General features: G+C 63.0%; 16 protein-coding genes. 11 read left to right on the plus strand and 5 right to left on the minus strand.

The annotated features are described in order from the left end of the window. Positions 1–41: 41 nt before the first annotated feature. On the minus strand, positions 42–1,535 hold the full coding sequence (locus HU748_RS15780; protein ID WP_054894116.1) for an aldehyde dehydrogenase: 1,494 nt from the start codon (positions 1,533–1,535) through the stop codon (positions 42–44). A 197-nt stretch (positions 1,536–1,732) separates the two neighbouring features. On the opposite strand from HU748_RS15780, the gene HU748_RS15785 reads away from it, so the two are divergent. Beyond that, entirely contained in the window at positions 1,733–2,092 is a 360-nt protein-coding gene (locus HU748_RS15785; protein ID WP_003253509.1) for a cupin domain-containing protein, read from the plus strand. Between the two features lie 91 nt (positions 2,093–2,183). After that, positions 2,184–2,384 (plus strand): hypothetical protein, encoded by a 201-nt coding sequence (locus HU748_RS15790; protein ID WP_186669911.1) that lies wholly within the window; start codon positions 2,184–2,186, stop codon positions 2,382–2,384. Between the two features lie 88 nt (positions 2,385–2,472). Here the strand turns inward: HU748_RS15790 and rpmG are convergent, their stop codons facing one another. Together rpmG and rpmB are read right to left on the minus strand one after the other, a co-directional pair. After that, a complete protein-coding gene (gene rpmG / locus HU748_RS15795) occupies positions 2,473–2,628 on the minus strand; it encodes a 50S ribosomal protein L33 (RefSeq protein ID WP_003253507.1) in 156 nt (51 codons plus the stop codon). Positions 2,629–2,639: 11 nt separating this feature from the next. Continuing rightward, positions 2,640–2,876 carry a 50S ribosomal protein L28 gene (gene rpmB / locus HU748_RS15800; protein WP_054894119.1) on the minus strand — a complete coding sequence of 79 codons (237 nt, stop codon included), beginning with the start codon at positions 2,874–2,876 and terminating at the stop codon, positions 2,640–2,642. Between the two features lie 368 nt (positions 2,877–3,244). Between rpmB and HU748_RS15805 the strand changes: the two genes are divergently transcribed. Then, positions 3,245–4,834 (plus strand): ABC transporter substrate-binding protein, encoded by a 1,590-nt coding sequence (locus HU748_RS15805; RefSeq protein WP_186721056.1) that lies wholly within the window; start codon positions 3,245–3,247, stop codon positions 4,832–4,834. Positions 4,835–4,921: 87 nt separating this feature from the next. On the opposite strand, the gene radC is transcribed toward HU748_RS15805, so the two are convergent. Beyond that, the gene (gene radC, locus HU748_RS15810) at positions 4,922–5,602 is read right to left on the minus strand and encodes a DNA repair protein RadC (RefSeq protein WP_186669915.1); all 681 of its coding nucleotides are present in this window, start codon (positions 5,600–5,602) and stop codon (positions 4,922–4,924) included. A gap of 129 nt (positions 5,603–5,731) precedes the next feature. Here radC and coaBC point away from each other — a divergent pair, with 129 nt between their 5' ends. The 7 genes from coaBC (at position 5,732) to HU748_RS15845 (ending at position 11,843) form a co-directional block, all read left to right on the plus strand. Then, positions 5,732–6,943 (plus strand): bifunctional phosphopantothenoylcysteine decarboxylase/phosphopantothenate--cysteine ligase CoaBC, encoded by a 1,212-nt coding sequence (gene coaBC / locus HU748_RS15815; RefSeq protein ID WP_186711310.1) that lies wholly within the window; start codon positions 5,732–5,734, stop codon positions 6,941–6,943. A 5-nt stretch (positions 6,944–6,948) separates the two neighbouring features. Further along, entirely contained in the window at positions 6,949–7,404 is a 456-nt protein-coding gene (dut, locus tag HU748_RS15820; RefSeq protein WP_063542034.1) for a dUTP diphosphatase, read from the plus strand. A gap of 103 nt (positions 7,405–7,507) precedes the next feature. Next, positions 7,508–8,905: a phosphomannomutase/phosphoglucomutase gene (locus tag HU748_RS15825; protein ID WP_186711311.1), complete on the plus strand. Its 1,398-nt coding sequence runs from the start codon at positions 7,508–7,510 to the stop codon at positions 8,903–8,905. A 30-nt stretch (positions 8,906–8,935) separates the two neighbouring features. Beyond that, positions 8,936–9,841 (plus strand): acetylglutamate kinase, encoded by a 906-nt coding sequence (argB, locus tag HU748_RS15830; protein ID WP_063542032.1) that lies wholly within the window; start codon positions 8,936–8,938, stop codon positions 9,839–9,841. Between the two features lie 257 nt (positions 9,842–10,098). Next, entirely contained in the window at positions 10,099–10,779 is a 681-nt protein-coding gene (locus HU748_RS15835; protein WP_054926178.1) for a CsgG/HfaB family protein, read from the plus strand. A 39-nt stretch (positions 10,780–10,818) separates the two neighbouring features. Beyond that, the gene (locus HU748_RS15840; RefSeq protein ID WP_054893326.1) at positions 10,819–11,187 is read left to right on the plus strand and encodes a DUF4810 domain-containing protein; all 369 of its coding nucleotides are present in this window, start codon (positions 10,819–10,821) and stop codon (positions 11,185–11,187) included. After that, positions 11,184–11,843 carry a DUF799 domain-containing protein gene (locus tag HU748_RS15845; protein ID WP_346655321.1) on the plus strand — a complete coding sequence of 220 codons (660 nt, stop codon included), beginning with the start codon at positions 11,184–11,186 and terminating at the stop codon, positions 11,841–11,843. The genes HU748_RS15840 and HU748_RS15845 overlap by 4 nt, the downstream gene beginning before the upstream one ends. A 188-nt stretch (positions 11,844–12,031) precedes the next feature. On the opposite strand, the gene pyrE is transcribed toward HU748_RS15845, so the two are convergent. Next, positions 12,032–12,673, minus strand: coding sequence for an orotate phosphoribosyltransferase (gene pyrE / locus HU748_RS15850; RefSeq protein WP_125931046.1), 642 nt, complete (start codon positions 12,671–12,673; stop codon positions 12,032–12,034). A gap of 80 nt (positions 12,674–12,753) precedes the next feature. Between pyrE and HU748_RS15855 the strand changes: the two genes are divergently transcribed. Beyond that, a complete protein-coding gene (locus HU748_RS15855; RefSeq protein ID WP_054893329.1) occupies positions 12,754–13,533 on the plus strand; it encodes an exodeoxyribonuclease III in 780 nt (259 codons plus the stop codon). Positions 13,534–13,554 lie beyond the last annotated feature (21 nt).

Below are 13,554 nucleotides of genomic sequence, written 5' to 3' on the forward strand. Positions count from 1 at the left end.
GGCCTGTAGGAGCGGGCTTGCCCGCGAAGAAGACGACCGGATTACAGCTTGATCCAGGTCGCCTTCAGCTCGGTGTACTTCTCCAGTGCATGCAGCGACTTGTCACGGCCGTTGCCCGACTGCTTGAAGCCGCCGAACGGTGCGGTCATGTCGCCGCCATCGTACTGGTTGACCCATACACTGCCGGCACGCACGGCGCGGGCAGTCTTGTGCGCCTTGGAGATATCGGCGGTCCAGATGCCGGCTGCCAGGCCATACGGGGTGTCGTTGGCGATGGCGATGGCTTCTTCGGCGGTGTCGAAGGCGATCACCGACAGCACCGGGCCGAAAATTTCTTCCTGGGCGATCTTCATGGCGTTGGTCACGCCGTCGAAGATGGTCGGCTCGACGTAGGTGCCGCCGGTCTCTTCGAGGATGCGCTTGCCGCCCGCGAGCAGCTTGGCGCCGTCCTGATGACCGGCGTCGATGTACGACAGCACGGTATTCATCTGCTGGGTATCGACCAGCGCACCGACGGTGGTAGCCGGATCCAGTGGGTTGCCGGGCTTCCAGGCCTTGAGGGCCTCGACCACCAGCGGCAGGAACTTGTCCTTGATCGAGCGCTCGACCAGCAGACGCGAGCCAGCGGTGCAGACCTCGCCCTGGTTGAAGGCGATGGCACTGGCAGCGGCTTCGGCAGCGGCCTGCAGGTCGGGGGCGTCGGCGAAGACGATGTTCGGGCTCTTGCCACCGGCTTCCAGCCAGATACGCTTCATGTTCGATTCGCCGGCGTACACCATCAGTTGCTTGGCGATCTTGGTCGAACCGGTGAACACCAGGGTATCGACATCCATGTGCAGGGCCAGGGCCTTGCCGACGGTGTGGCCGTAGCCAGGCAGCACGTTCAGCACGCCTGCCGGGATGCCGGCCTCGATGGCCAGTTGAGCGATGCGGATGGCGGTCAGCGGGGACTTCTCGGAAGGCTTGAGCACCACCGAGTTGCCGGTGGCCAGCGCCGGGCCGAGTTTCCAGCAGGCCATCAGCAGCGGGAAGTTCCAAGGGACGATGGCGCCCACGACGCCTACCGGCTCGCGGGTGACCAGGCCGAGCTGGTCATGCGGGGTCGGTGCGACCTCGTCGTAGACCTTGTCGATGGCTTCGGCGGTCCAGTGGATGGCCTGGGCAGCGCCCGGGATGTCGATGGTGGAGGAGTCGCCGATCGGCTTGCCCATGTCCAGGGTTTCCAGCAGCGCCAGTTCCTCGACATGCTTGCGCAGCAGGTCGGCGAAGCGGATCAGCTTGGCCTTGCGCTTGGCGGGAGCCAGTTGCGACCAGACGCCGGAGTCGAAGGTGGCGCGGGCGTTTTCCACGGCGCGGTTGGCGTCGGCCAGGTCGCAACTGGCAACCTTGGCCAGGAAGCGTCCGTCGACAGGGCTCAGGCACTCGAAAGTTTCGCCGGAGGCGGCGTCGGTGTATTCGCCGTTGATGAAGGCACGGCCTTCGATCTTCAGTTGCTGGGCACGCTGTTCCCAATCCGCACGAGTCAGGGTGGTCATACGAAACTCCTCCTCTTGTTAAGGTGCAGCCCCGTATTGAGGACTCACGGGCACTGTCAGAAATTCTGGCCGGGCGACAAGCGCACACGGGCATCCGACACCCTAAACCAGGCCGGTTAAACTATCAATATATTTGACACGAATGGCTTAAAAGCCTACTGATGTGCATTTTATTAAACAACAACAGGGTATCCAGCATGAGCATCGACAGCATCATCGACTTCGCCCAGGTCCTCACCGAAGCCGAGCGCTATCGCCCGGCGGCCGAGAAGATCCTCAAGGGCGAGCCGGACCAGGCGGTTTACAACCACTATTCGAGCCCCTGCGGGCAGTTTGCCGCAGGCGTCTGGGAGGGTGAGGTCGGCCAGTGGACGGTGAACTACACCGAGCACGAGTATTGCGAGATCGTCCAGGGCGTATCGGTGCTGCGCGACCAGGACGGCGGCGCCAAGACCCTGCGGGCCGGTGACCGTTTCGTCATCCCGGCCGGCTTCAAGGGCACCTGGGAGGTGCTGGAGCCGTGCCGCAAGATCTATGTGATGTTCGAGCAGAAGTGACAGGGCTTGCGAGGATTAAGTACCGCATCCGTCGAACGAGGATTGCAACGATGGCAGCGTCCACTTCCGGACAGTCGACAAGGAACAGCATATGACTACCGACATCCTCGCCCCTGCACGCCACGTCATCGGTTCGCGCTACGTTGAAAGCGTGAACGCCTATGTTCTCGAGCTGACGGGCCTGGCAACCGTCCGGGTCGTTACCGGTGCAGACCTGCGGGACTTCAAGCACGACCAGGTCAGGATCGATGTAGACGAAGAAGGCTTCATAACCGGCCTGCGCAACTGCTGAAACCTGCGGCGCGCGCACTAGCCTGAACAGACAGCAATAAAAAAACCCGCTTCCTTTCGGTTGCGGGTTTTTTTGGTTGCCGGATCAATTACTTGATCTTGGCTTCCTTGTACACCACGTGCTTGCGAACGACCGGATCGTACTTCTTGATCTCGATCTTGTCCGGAGTGGTGCGCTTGTTCTTGTCGGTGGTGTAGAAGTGGCCGGTACCGGCACTCGAAACCAGACGGATCAATTCACGCATGATGTTCTCCCTTAAACCTTGGCGCCAGCTTTACGGATGTCGACCAGAACGGCATCGATGCCGCGCTTGTCGATGATACGCATGCCTTTGGCGGAAACGCGCAGACGCACGAAACGATTCTCGGATTCAACCCAGAAACGGTGGTGCTGCAGGTTCGGCAGGAAACGACGACGGGTTTTGTTGTTTGCGTGGGAAATGTTGTTCCCGGTTACCGGACCCTTACCGGTAACTTGACAGACTCTCGACATGCCTCAGCCCTCTAAAACCACATGCCCAACCCGGCATGGGTTGGCCGCTTAATCTCTCAGTCTATGGCGCCAAGGCGCCGTGTTTCCGGGGGTCTTATCGAACCGGCTCAAATGAGCGACAGACCGAGCCCCTAGAAAAGAGCGCTGCTTTATACCAGAAAGGGTCGGCCACAACAACAGAAGATGCACATTCCGATCGGGCCGATCGCGCCCGGCCAGCATAGCGACAAGGCCCGCGCACTGTCGACCGCTCGTCGCCGCACGGCATAAAAATCAGGTGGCCATTTCCCGACCGGCGCACTAGGGTAGGACGTTTCCTATTCCAGACTGCACTGGCAGATGGGCCCCTGACCAGCCGAGGATCCACCATGCGCGTCGCCGCCCTTTCCGTTCTATTCACTTCCCTGCTCGCCGCAGGTCTTGCCCAGGCAGCGCCGCTGTCGGTGTGCACCGAGGCCAGCCCGGAAGGTTTCGACGTGGTTCAGTACAACTCGCTGACCACCACCAACGCCTCGGCCGACGTGCTGTTGAACCGCCTGGTCGAGTTCGACGCCGCCCAGGGCAAGGTGGTGCCGAGCCTTGCCCAAAGCTGGACGGTCTCCAAAGACGGCCTGGTCTATGACTTCACGCTGCGCAATGGCGTGAAGTTCCACAGCACCGACTACTTCAAGCCGACCCGCGAGCTGAATGCCGACGACGTGCTGTTCAGCTTCCAGCGCATGCTCTACCCCGCCCATGCCTGGCACAAGACCGCACCTGGTGGTTATCCGCACGCCCAGTCGCTGCAGCTGGGCAGCCTGATCAAGTCGATCGAGGCGCCCGACCCGCAGAGCGTGCGCTTTACCCTCACCCACCCGGACGCGACCTTCCTGGCCACCCTGAGCATGGGTTTCGCCTCGATCTACTCGGCCGAGTACGCCGACAAGCTGATGAAGGACGGCACGCCCGAAAAACTCAACAGCCAGCCCATCGGCACCGGCCCGTTCGTGTTCCAGCGCTTCCAGAAGGACGCCCTGGTGCGCTACCGCGCCAACCCTGACTACTTCGACGGCAAGCCTGCGGTCGACCCGCTGGTGTTCGCCATCACCACCGACCCGAACGTGCGCCTGCAGAAGCTCAAGCGCAACGAATGCCAGGTGGCCCTGTCGCCCAAGCCGCTGGACATCGCCGAAGCCGCTCAGAACGACAAACTCAAGGTCGCCTCCACCCCGGCCTTCATGACCGCCTTCGTCGCCATCAACAGCGAGCACCCGCCGCTGGACAAACCCGAAGTGCGCCAGGCGATCAACCTGGCCTTCGACAAACCGGCCTACCTCAAGGCGGTGTTCGAAGGCACCGCCACCGCCGCCAACGGCCCCTACCCGCCCACCACCTGGAGTTACGCCAAGGACCTGCCCGGCTACGCGCTGGACCTGAAGAAAGCCAAGGCGTTGCTGACCAAGGCCGGCCTTGCCGACGGCTTCAGCACCACGATCTGGACCCGTCCGTCGGGCAGCCTGCTCAACCCCAACCCGAGCCTCGGCGCCCAGATGCTCCAGGCCGACCTGGCGAAAGTCGGCATCAAGGCCGAGATCCGCGTGATCGAATGGGGCGAGTTGATCCGCCGCGCCAAGGCCGGCGAGCACGACCTGCTGTTCATGGGCTGGGCGGGTGACAACGGCGACCCGGACAACTTCCTCAGCCCGCAATTCTCGTGCGCGGCGATCAAGTCGGGGACCAACTTCGCGCGGTTCTGCGACAGCCGTCTCGACCAGTTGATCAATGCCGGGCGTACCACCAACGACCAGAGCGTGCGCAGCAGGCTGTACCAGCAGGCACAGACGCTGATCCAGCAGCAGGCGCTGTGGCTGCCGCTGGCCCATCCGAAAGCCTCGACCTTGCTCAGCAATCGCGTGAAGGGGTATCAGGTGAGCCCGTTCGGGCGGGTGGACTTCAGCAAGGTATCGGTGGAGCGCTGACTGACGTCCGGTGTCGGCCTTTTCGCGGGCAAGCCCGCTTCTACAGGGATTGGGCTGGCCTTTGGATTTTGAGCAAGACAGTTGCTCCTATGCTCCGATCCATCCCTGCTCGACCATCGACAACGGCTCGCCATCGCCGACGATCACATGATCGAGCACGCGCACATCGATCAGCGCCAGTGCTTGCTTCAAGGTGCGGGTCAAATGCACGTCATCCTGGCTGGGCTCGCTGTTGCCCGACGGGTGGTTGTGGCACAGGATAAGCGCCGCCGCGTTGTGCGCCAGGGCTCGACGCACGACCTCGCGAGGATAGACGACCGCTCGATTGATCGTGCCTCTGAACAGGATCTCGAACGCCAGCGGCCTGTGCTTGTTGTCCAGAAACAGACACCCGAACACCTCGCTGCTCTCATGCCGCAGCATGGACTTCAGGTAGCGCCGCACTACCGTCGGACTGTCCATGGCCGATTCTCGCTCGATGGTGGTCGCCAGGTGCCGGCGCCCTATCTCCAACACCGCCTGTAACTGGCTGTACCTGACCGGCCCCAGCCCAAGTTCGCCCAGGAAAGCTTCCCGGTCGGCCTCAAGCAACTGACGCAGGCTGCCGAACTTCGCCAGCAACCCCCGCGCCAGCTCCACGACATTGCGACCACGCACGCCAGACCCTAGAAACACGGCCAGCAGTTCCGCATCCGACAGACTGCTCGCCCCACGCGCCAGCAACTTCTCCCTCGGCCGCTCGTCCAGCGGCCATTCCCTGATGTTCATACCCCTCCTTGCGTTGTACTGCGGTGCCTTCAAGCCCTGTGTTAATCTATTTCGCCTCGTTAAATGCGACGTTCTGCCGCAGGCAATTTCAAACGTCGCCGCCCGCTTTCACTGGAAAAAGGCAAGCCTATGCAGCGGCTGTATCGCAAGCGCATCGTTCTCGGCGTGGGTGGCGGCATTGCCGCCTACAAGAGCGCCGAGCTGATTCGCCGACTCCTGGAACACGGCGCGCAGGTGCGTGTCGTCATGACCCGCGGGGGCGCCGAGTTCATCACTCCGCTGACCCTGCAGGCGCTCTCCGGCCACCCGGTGCACATGGACCTGCTCGACCCCGCCGCCGAGGCTGCGATGGGTCATATCGAACTGGCCAAGTGGGCCGACCTGGTGCTGATCGCCCCGGCCACCGCCGACCTCATGGCGCGCATGGCCCAGGGCATGGCCGATGACCTGCTGACCACGCTGGTACTGGCCACCGACGCCACCGTCGCCGTCGCCCCGGCCATGAACCAGGCCATGTGGCGCGACCCGGCCACCCAGGACAACCTAGAGCTGCTCAAGCGCCGTGGCATCCAGGTGTTCGGCCCCGCCTCCGGCAGCCAGGCCTGCGGCGACGTCGGCCTGGGCCGCATGCTCGAAGCCACCGACCTTGCCTGGTGCGCCGCCGAGAGCTTCAAGCGCCAGGCCCTGACCGGCAAGCACGTGCTGATCACCGCCGGCCCCACCCAAGAGAACATCGATCCGGTGCGCTACATCACCAATCATAGTTCCGGGAAGATGGGCTTTGCCCTGGCCGAAGCGGCCGCCGAGGCCGGGGCCCGGGTGACCCTCGTCACTGGCCCTGTGCACCTGGCAACGCCTGACCGGGTCAACCGCATCGACGTGGTGAGCGCGCGGGACATGCTCGCGGCCTGTGAAGCCGCAATGCCGTGCGACCTGTTCATCGCCTCGGCAGCAGTCGCGGACTACCGCCCCGAGGTGGTCGCCCCGCAAAAGCTCAAGAAAGACCCTACGACTGGCGACGGCATGCTGCTGCAGATGGTGCGCAATCCGGATATCCTTGCCACCCTCGCTGGCCGCGCCGACCGCCCGTTCAGCGTCGGTTTCGCTGCCGAGACCGAGCACCTGCTCGATTACGCCACGCGCAAGCTCAAGGACAAGAACCTCGACCTGATCGTCGCCAATGATGTGGCCAACCCCAGCATCGGCTTCAACAGCGAGGAAAACGCCCTGACCGTGATCGACCGCCAGCAGCACCAGACCCTCTTCGCGCAGACCAGCAAGGGCAAGATCGCCCGGCAACTGGTCGCCTTCATCGCCGAACGGCTCAATCAGGTTCAATAAGTTCCATGCACGCTCTTCAAGCCAAGATCCTCGACCCACGCCTGGGTACCGAATTCCCCCTGCCGCAATACGCCACCCCCGGCTCCGCCGGCCTGGACCTGCGCGCCCTGCTCAAGGAGGACACCGTCCTCGAGCCGGGCCAGACCCTGCTGATCCCCACTGGCCTGTCGATCTACATCGGCGATCCGGGGCTGGCGGCGATGATCCTGCCGCGCTCGGGCCTTGGCCATAAGCACGGTGTGGTGCTGGGCAACCTGGTCGGTCTGATCGACTCGGACTACCAGGGCGAGCTGATGGTCTCGTGCTGGAACCGCGGCAACACCCCGTTCACCATCAGCATCGGCGAGCGCATCGCCCAGCTGATCCTGGTACCGGTGGTGCAGGCGCATTTCGACATCGTCGAAGCCTTCGACGAAACCCAGCGTGGCAGCGGTGGTTTCGGCCACTCCGGCACCCGCTGAGCCGACCGTCGGGGCCATGGACGGCGAACTCTCGGGGCTATCTACCGTCCAAGCGTTCAGTTTGCGCTTACCCAGAAGCCTTTGACCCTTGGAGTCCCCAGAGATGAACGACATGGCCCAACTGGTACCCGCATTGCCGGACAGCATCTTCCGTGCCTATGACATCCGCGGCATCGTCGGCAAGACACTGCACGCCGAAACCGCCTACTGGATCGGCCGCGCCATCGGTGCCCAGACCCGAGCCCAGGGCGAGCCGAAAATCTCCGTGGGCCGTGACGGCCGCCTGTCCGGCCCGATGCTGGTCGAGCAACTGATCCAGGGCCTGGTCGATGCCGGTTGCCAGGTCAGCGACGTCGGCCTGGTGCCCACCCCCGCGCTGTACTACGCCGCCAACGTGCTGGCCGGTACTTCAGGCGTGATGCTCACCGGCAGCCACAACCCGTCGGACTACAACGGCTTCAAGATCGTCATCGCTGGCGATACGCTGGCCAATGAACAGATCCAGGCCCTGCTGACCCGCCTCAAGACCAACGACGTACCGCGCGGCGAAGGCCGTGTGGAAAAGGTCGAGATCCTCGAGCGCTACTTCCAGCAGATCGTCGGTGACGTGAAACTGGCCAAGCGCCTGAAGGTGGTGGTCGACTGCGGCAACGGCGCCGCTGGCGTGATCGCTCCGCAACTGATCGAAGCGCTGAACTGCGAGGTGATCCCGCTGTTCTGCGAGGTCGACGGCAACTTCCCCAACCACCACCCGGACCCGGGCAAGCCCGAGAACCTCGAAGACCTGATCGCCAAGGTCAGGGAGACCGGCGCCGACCTCGGCCTGGCCTTCGACGGCGACGGTGACCGCGTTGGCGTGGTGACCAACACCGGCAGCATCGTCTACCCCGACCGCCTGCTGATGCTCTTCGCCCAGGACGTGCTATCGCGCAACCCCGGCGCCGAGATCATCTTCGACGTCAAATGCACCCGTCGCCTGACGCCGCTGATCGAACAGCACGGCGGCCGCGCCCTGATGTGGAAGACCGGTCATTCGTTGATCAAGAAGAAGATGAAACTGACCGGCTCGCTGCTGGCCGGCGAGATGAGCGGACACATCTTCATCAAGGAACGCTGGTACGGTTTCGACGATGGCATCTACAGTGCCGCGCGCCTGCTGGAAATCCTCAGCAAGGCCGACCAGGATGCCGAAAACCTGTTCGCCGCGTTCCCGAACGATATTTCCACGCCGGAAATCAACATCGATGTGACCGACGAGAGTAAATTCAGCATCATTGATGCACTGCAACGCGACGCCGACTGGGGCGAAGCCAACCTGACCACCATCGATGGTGTGCGGGTCGACTACCCACACGGCTGGGGCCTGGTCCGCGCCTCCAACACCACACCGGTGCTGGTGCTGCGCTTCGAGGCCGACAGCGAGGCAGAACTCGACCGTATCAAGGCTGTATTCCGCACGCAGTTGCTGCGGGCCGAACCTGGCCTGCAACTGCCGTTCTGACCGACTATCTGTTCCTCACTGGAGCCCTGCATGACCCTCGATCGCGATGCCGCTTCCCATGTAGCCGAAGTTTTGTCCGAAGCGCTGCCCTACATCCGCCGCTTTGTCGGCAAGACCCTGGTGATCAAGTACGGCGGCAACGCGATGGAGAGCGAAGAGCTCAAGACCGGCTTTGCCCGTGACATCGTGCTGATGAAGGCGGTGGGCATCAACCCGGTCGTCGTGCACGGCGGCGGCCCGCAGATCGGTGACCTGCTCAAGCGCCTGTCGATCGAGAGCCACTTCATCGACGGCATGCGCGTCACCGATTCGGCGACCATGGACGTGGTGGAGATGGTCCTGGGCGGCCAGGTCAACAAGGATATCGTCAACCTGATCAACCGCCACGGCGGCAGCGCCATCGGCCTGACCGGCAAGGATGCGGAGCTGATCCGCGCCAAGAAGCTCACCGTCAGCCGCCAGACCCCCGAGATGACCACCCCGGAAATCATCGACATCGGCCATGTCGGCGAAGTCGTGGGCGTGAACACCGAGCTGCTGAACATGCTGGTCAAGGGCGACTTCATTCCGGTGATCGCGCCAATCGGCGTGGGCGCCAACGGTGAGTCGTACAACATCAACGCCGACCTGGTCGCCGGCAAAGTCGCCGAGGCCCTGAAAGCCGAGAAGCTGATGCTGCTGACCAACATCGCCGGCCTGATGGACAAGCAGGGCCAGGTCCTCACCGGCCTGACCACCGAGCAGGTCAACGAGCTGATCGCCGACGGCACCATCTACGGTGGCATGCTGCCGAAGATCAAGTGCGCACTGGAAGCCGTGCAGGGTGGCGTGAACAGCTCGCACATCATCGATGGCCGGGTGCCGAACGCGGTGCTGCTGGAGATCTTCACCGACAGCGGCGTGGGCACCCTGATCACCAACCGCAAGCGTCACTGATGCGTTGATCGCTGACCCGCTCCTGCAAAACCCCCGTAGGAGCGGCGGTTCGGCGCCCCGACTTGCCCGCGAAAAGTACGCCCCGACAAGCCTGCACCTACAAGGATCACGCAGGCTTGCTCCAAACCCAAAATGAAACATGGCGCAATGCCATTACTTTTCTCTGTCCCGCCCTCAACTTTCTCTCCAGGCTGCCGACACAACGTGGCAGAATGCACGCCCGCTGCAAATAGTTACTATTTACCTGGAGAACTCGCGTGAAATACGCATCACAAGGACTCGTGCTGGCAGCTGCCGTCGCGCTCGGGTCCATCGCCGGCTGCGCTACCGAAACTTCCACCGCCGTGGCCGTACAACAGGTCGAGAGCGTCAGCCGCCCGTACAGCGGCGTGCGTGCACCGATCGCCGTAGGCAAGTTCGACAACCGTTCGAGCTACATGCGCGGCATCTTCTCCGACGGCGTCGATCGCCTCGGCGGCCAGGCCAAGACCATCCTGATCACCCACCTGCAGCAGACTGGCCGTTTCAACGTGCTGGACCGCGACAACATGGGTGAGATCCAGCAGGAAGCGGCCATCAAGGGCCAGGTCCAACGCCTGAAGGGCGCTGACTTCGTCGTGACCGGCGATGTCACCGAATTCGGCCGCAAGGAAGTCGGCGACCACCAGCTGTTCGGCATTCTCGGCCGTGGCAAGACTCAGATCGCCTACGCCAAGGTCGCGCTGAACATCGTCAACATCAGCACTTCCGAAGTGGTCTACTCGAGCCAGGGCGCAGGCGAATACGCCCTGTCCAACCGTGAGGTCATCGGCTTCGGCGGTACCGCCAGCTACGACTCGACCCTCAATGGCAAGGTCCTCGACCTGGCCATGCGCGAAGCGGTGAACAAGCTGGTCGGCGCTGTCGAAAGCGGCCAGTGGAAGCCGCAAGCGCAGTAAGACCCTGCAGCAAGACGACAACGACAAGGAAGCACGTAGATGAGCATCACCCGCTCGGCCTGGCGCACTGGCGCCGGGCTCCTGCTGGCCAGCGCCCTGCTGGTCGGTTGCAACTCGCAGAAGCCGCTGTACCAGTGGGAAAGCTACCAGCCGCAAGTGCGCGAATACTTCAACGACCAGTCCAAGGAAGAACAGGTCATCGCCCTGGAGCGCGACCTGGAGAAGATCAAGGCCAAGAATGGCGCCGTCCCGCCTGGGTATCACGCGCAACTGGGCCTGCTCTATTCGAGCCTGGGCAAGGACGACCAGATGATCCAGCAGTTCCGCACCGAGAAGGCGCTGTTCCCTGAATCGGCGGCGTACATGGACTTCCTGATGAAGAACGCCACGCAAGGAGCGAAGCAGTGATCAAGCGCCTCACCCAATTGATCGTCGGCGCCTGCGTGCTGGCCCTGTTCGCCGGCTGTGCCGAGCGCAAGACCACCGACTACGCGGCCTACAAGCAGAGCCGTCCGAAGTCGATCCTGATCGTGCCGCCGCTGAACAACTCGCCGGACGTCAAGGCCAGCTACAGCATGCTCGCGCAGGTCACCTACCCGCTGGCCGAAGCGGGCTACTACGTGATGCCGGTGGCGCTGGTCGCCGAGACCTTCCGCCAGAACGGCATGACCACCCCGGCTGACATCCACGAGCTGCCGACCGCCAAGCTGCACGAGATCTTCGGTGCCGACGCGGCGCTGTACGTGACCGTCAGCGACTACGGCACCCGCTACATGGTGCTGAGCAGCGCGACCATCGTGACCGCCAGCGCCAAGCTGGTCGACCTGAAGACCGGCACCACCCTGTGGACTGGCACCGCCACTGCATCCAGCGAGGAGGGCCGGCAGAACCAGGGCGGCCTGATCGGCATGCTGATCACAGCAGCAGTGAACCAGGTCATCAGCAGCGTGCAGGAAGACGCCGGTTATCCGATCGCCGGTATCACCAGCGCGCGCCTGCTGTCGCCGAACCCGAACGGCGGGATCCTGTACGGGCCGCGTTCGCCGAAGTACGGCACGGACTAAGCGGCGACTGCTTCGCGGGCAAGCCCGCTCCCACAGCGGCGGTAGACCTCTGTTGGAGCAACTGTCTTGCTCAAAAGCTAGAAGCCAGCCCAATCCCTGTGGGAGCGGGCTTGCCCGCGAAAAACCCGCCGCCGATCCAATGAAAAAGGCGACCCACATGGGTCGCCTTTTTCATTACCGATCCGAGATCAGATCCCGTACTGCGCGCGATACGCCTCGACCGCCGGCAGGTGTTGCTTGAGCTGGGGATCGTCGGCCAGGAACTCCAGTACCTGCGTCAGCGAAACGATGCTGACCACCGGAATGCCGAAATCACGCTCCACTTCCTGGATCGCCGAAAGCTCGCCATTGCCACGCTCTTCGCGGTTCAGTGCGATCAGCACGCCTGCGGCGTTGGCCTGCTGGCCCTTGATGATCTGCATCACTTCGCGGATGGCGGTACCGGCAGTGATCACGTCGTCGATGATCAGCACGTCACCGGCCAGCGGGGCGCCAACCAGGCTACCACCCTCGCCGTGATCCTTGGCTTCCTTGCGGTTGAAGCACCATGGCACATCGAGCTGATGCTGCTCGGCCAGGGACACCGCCGTGGCCGCTGCCAGCGGAATGCCCTTGTACGCCGGGCCGAACAGCACGTCGAAGGGGATCTTGCTGTCGACGATGGCGGCCGCATAGCAGCGCCCCAGCTGGGCCAGGGCCGATCCGCTGTTGAACAGGCCGGCGTTGAAGAAGTACGGGCTGGTACGCCCCGATTTCAGGGTGAATTCACCGAAGCGCAGAACGCCGCGATCGATGGCAAAACGAATGAAGTCGCGCTGATACGGCTGCATGAAAAGTCCCGGACACCACGGATTTAGCTAAATGAGTTGAGCTCGGGTATCATACACGCACGAGATTTTTGGGGCCATTTATGCGGATCATCAGTGTGAACGTGAATGGCATTCAGGCTGCGGCCGAGCGTGGACTGCTCAGCTGGCTGCAAGCCCAGAATGCCGACGTCATCTGCCTTCAGGATACCCGCGCCTCGGCCTTTGAACTCGATGACCCAGCTTTCCAGCTCGATGGCTATTTCCTTTATGCCTGCGAAGCGGAAGTGCCTGCCCAAGGTGGCGTGGCGCTCTACTCGCGCATGCAGCCCAAGGCAGTCATCACCGGCCTGGGCTTCGAGACGGCCGACCGTTACGGGCGCTACCTGCAAGCAGATTTCGACAAGGTAAGCATCGCCAGCCTGCTGCTGCCTTCGGGAATGAACGGCGACGAAGACTTGAACCAGAAGTTCAAGTTGATGGATGACTTCGCCAAGTACCTGGACAAGCAGCGTCGCAAGCGTCGCGAATACATCTATTGCGGCTCGTTCTACGTGGCGCAGCAGAAGCTCGACATCAAGAACTGGCGCGACAGCCAGCAGTCGCCGGGCTTCCTGCCGCCAGAGCGGGCCTGGATGGACGCGATCATCGGCGAAATGGGCTATGTCGACGCCCTGCGCGAAGTCAGCCGCGAAGGCGACCAGTACAGCTGGTGGCCGGACAACGAACAGGCCGAGATGCTCAACCTGGGCTATCGCTTCGACTACCAGATCCTCACCCAGGGTCTGCGCCGCTTCGTGCGCAGTGCGCGTCTGCCGCGCCAGCCGCGCTTCTCGCAGCACGCGCCACTGATCGTCGACTACGACTGGACGCTGACCATCTGAAGACCTGCGGGGCCTGTAACC

This window comes from Pseudomonas sp. RW3S2 (assembly GCF_014268955.1).
Taxonomy (GTDB): Bacteria; Pseudomonadota; Gammaproteobacteria; order Pseudomonadales; family Pseudomonadaceae; genus Aquipseudomonas; species Aquipseudomonas wayambapalatensis.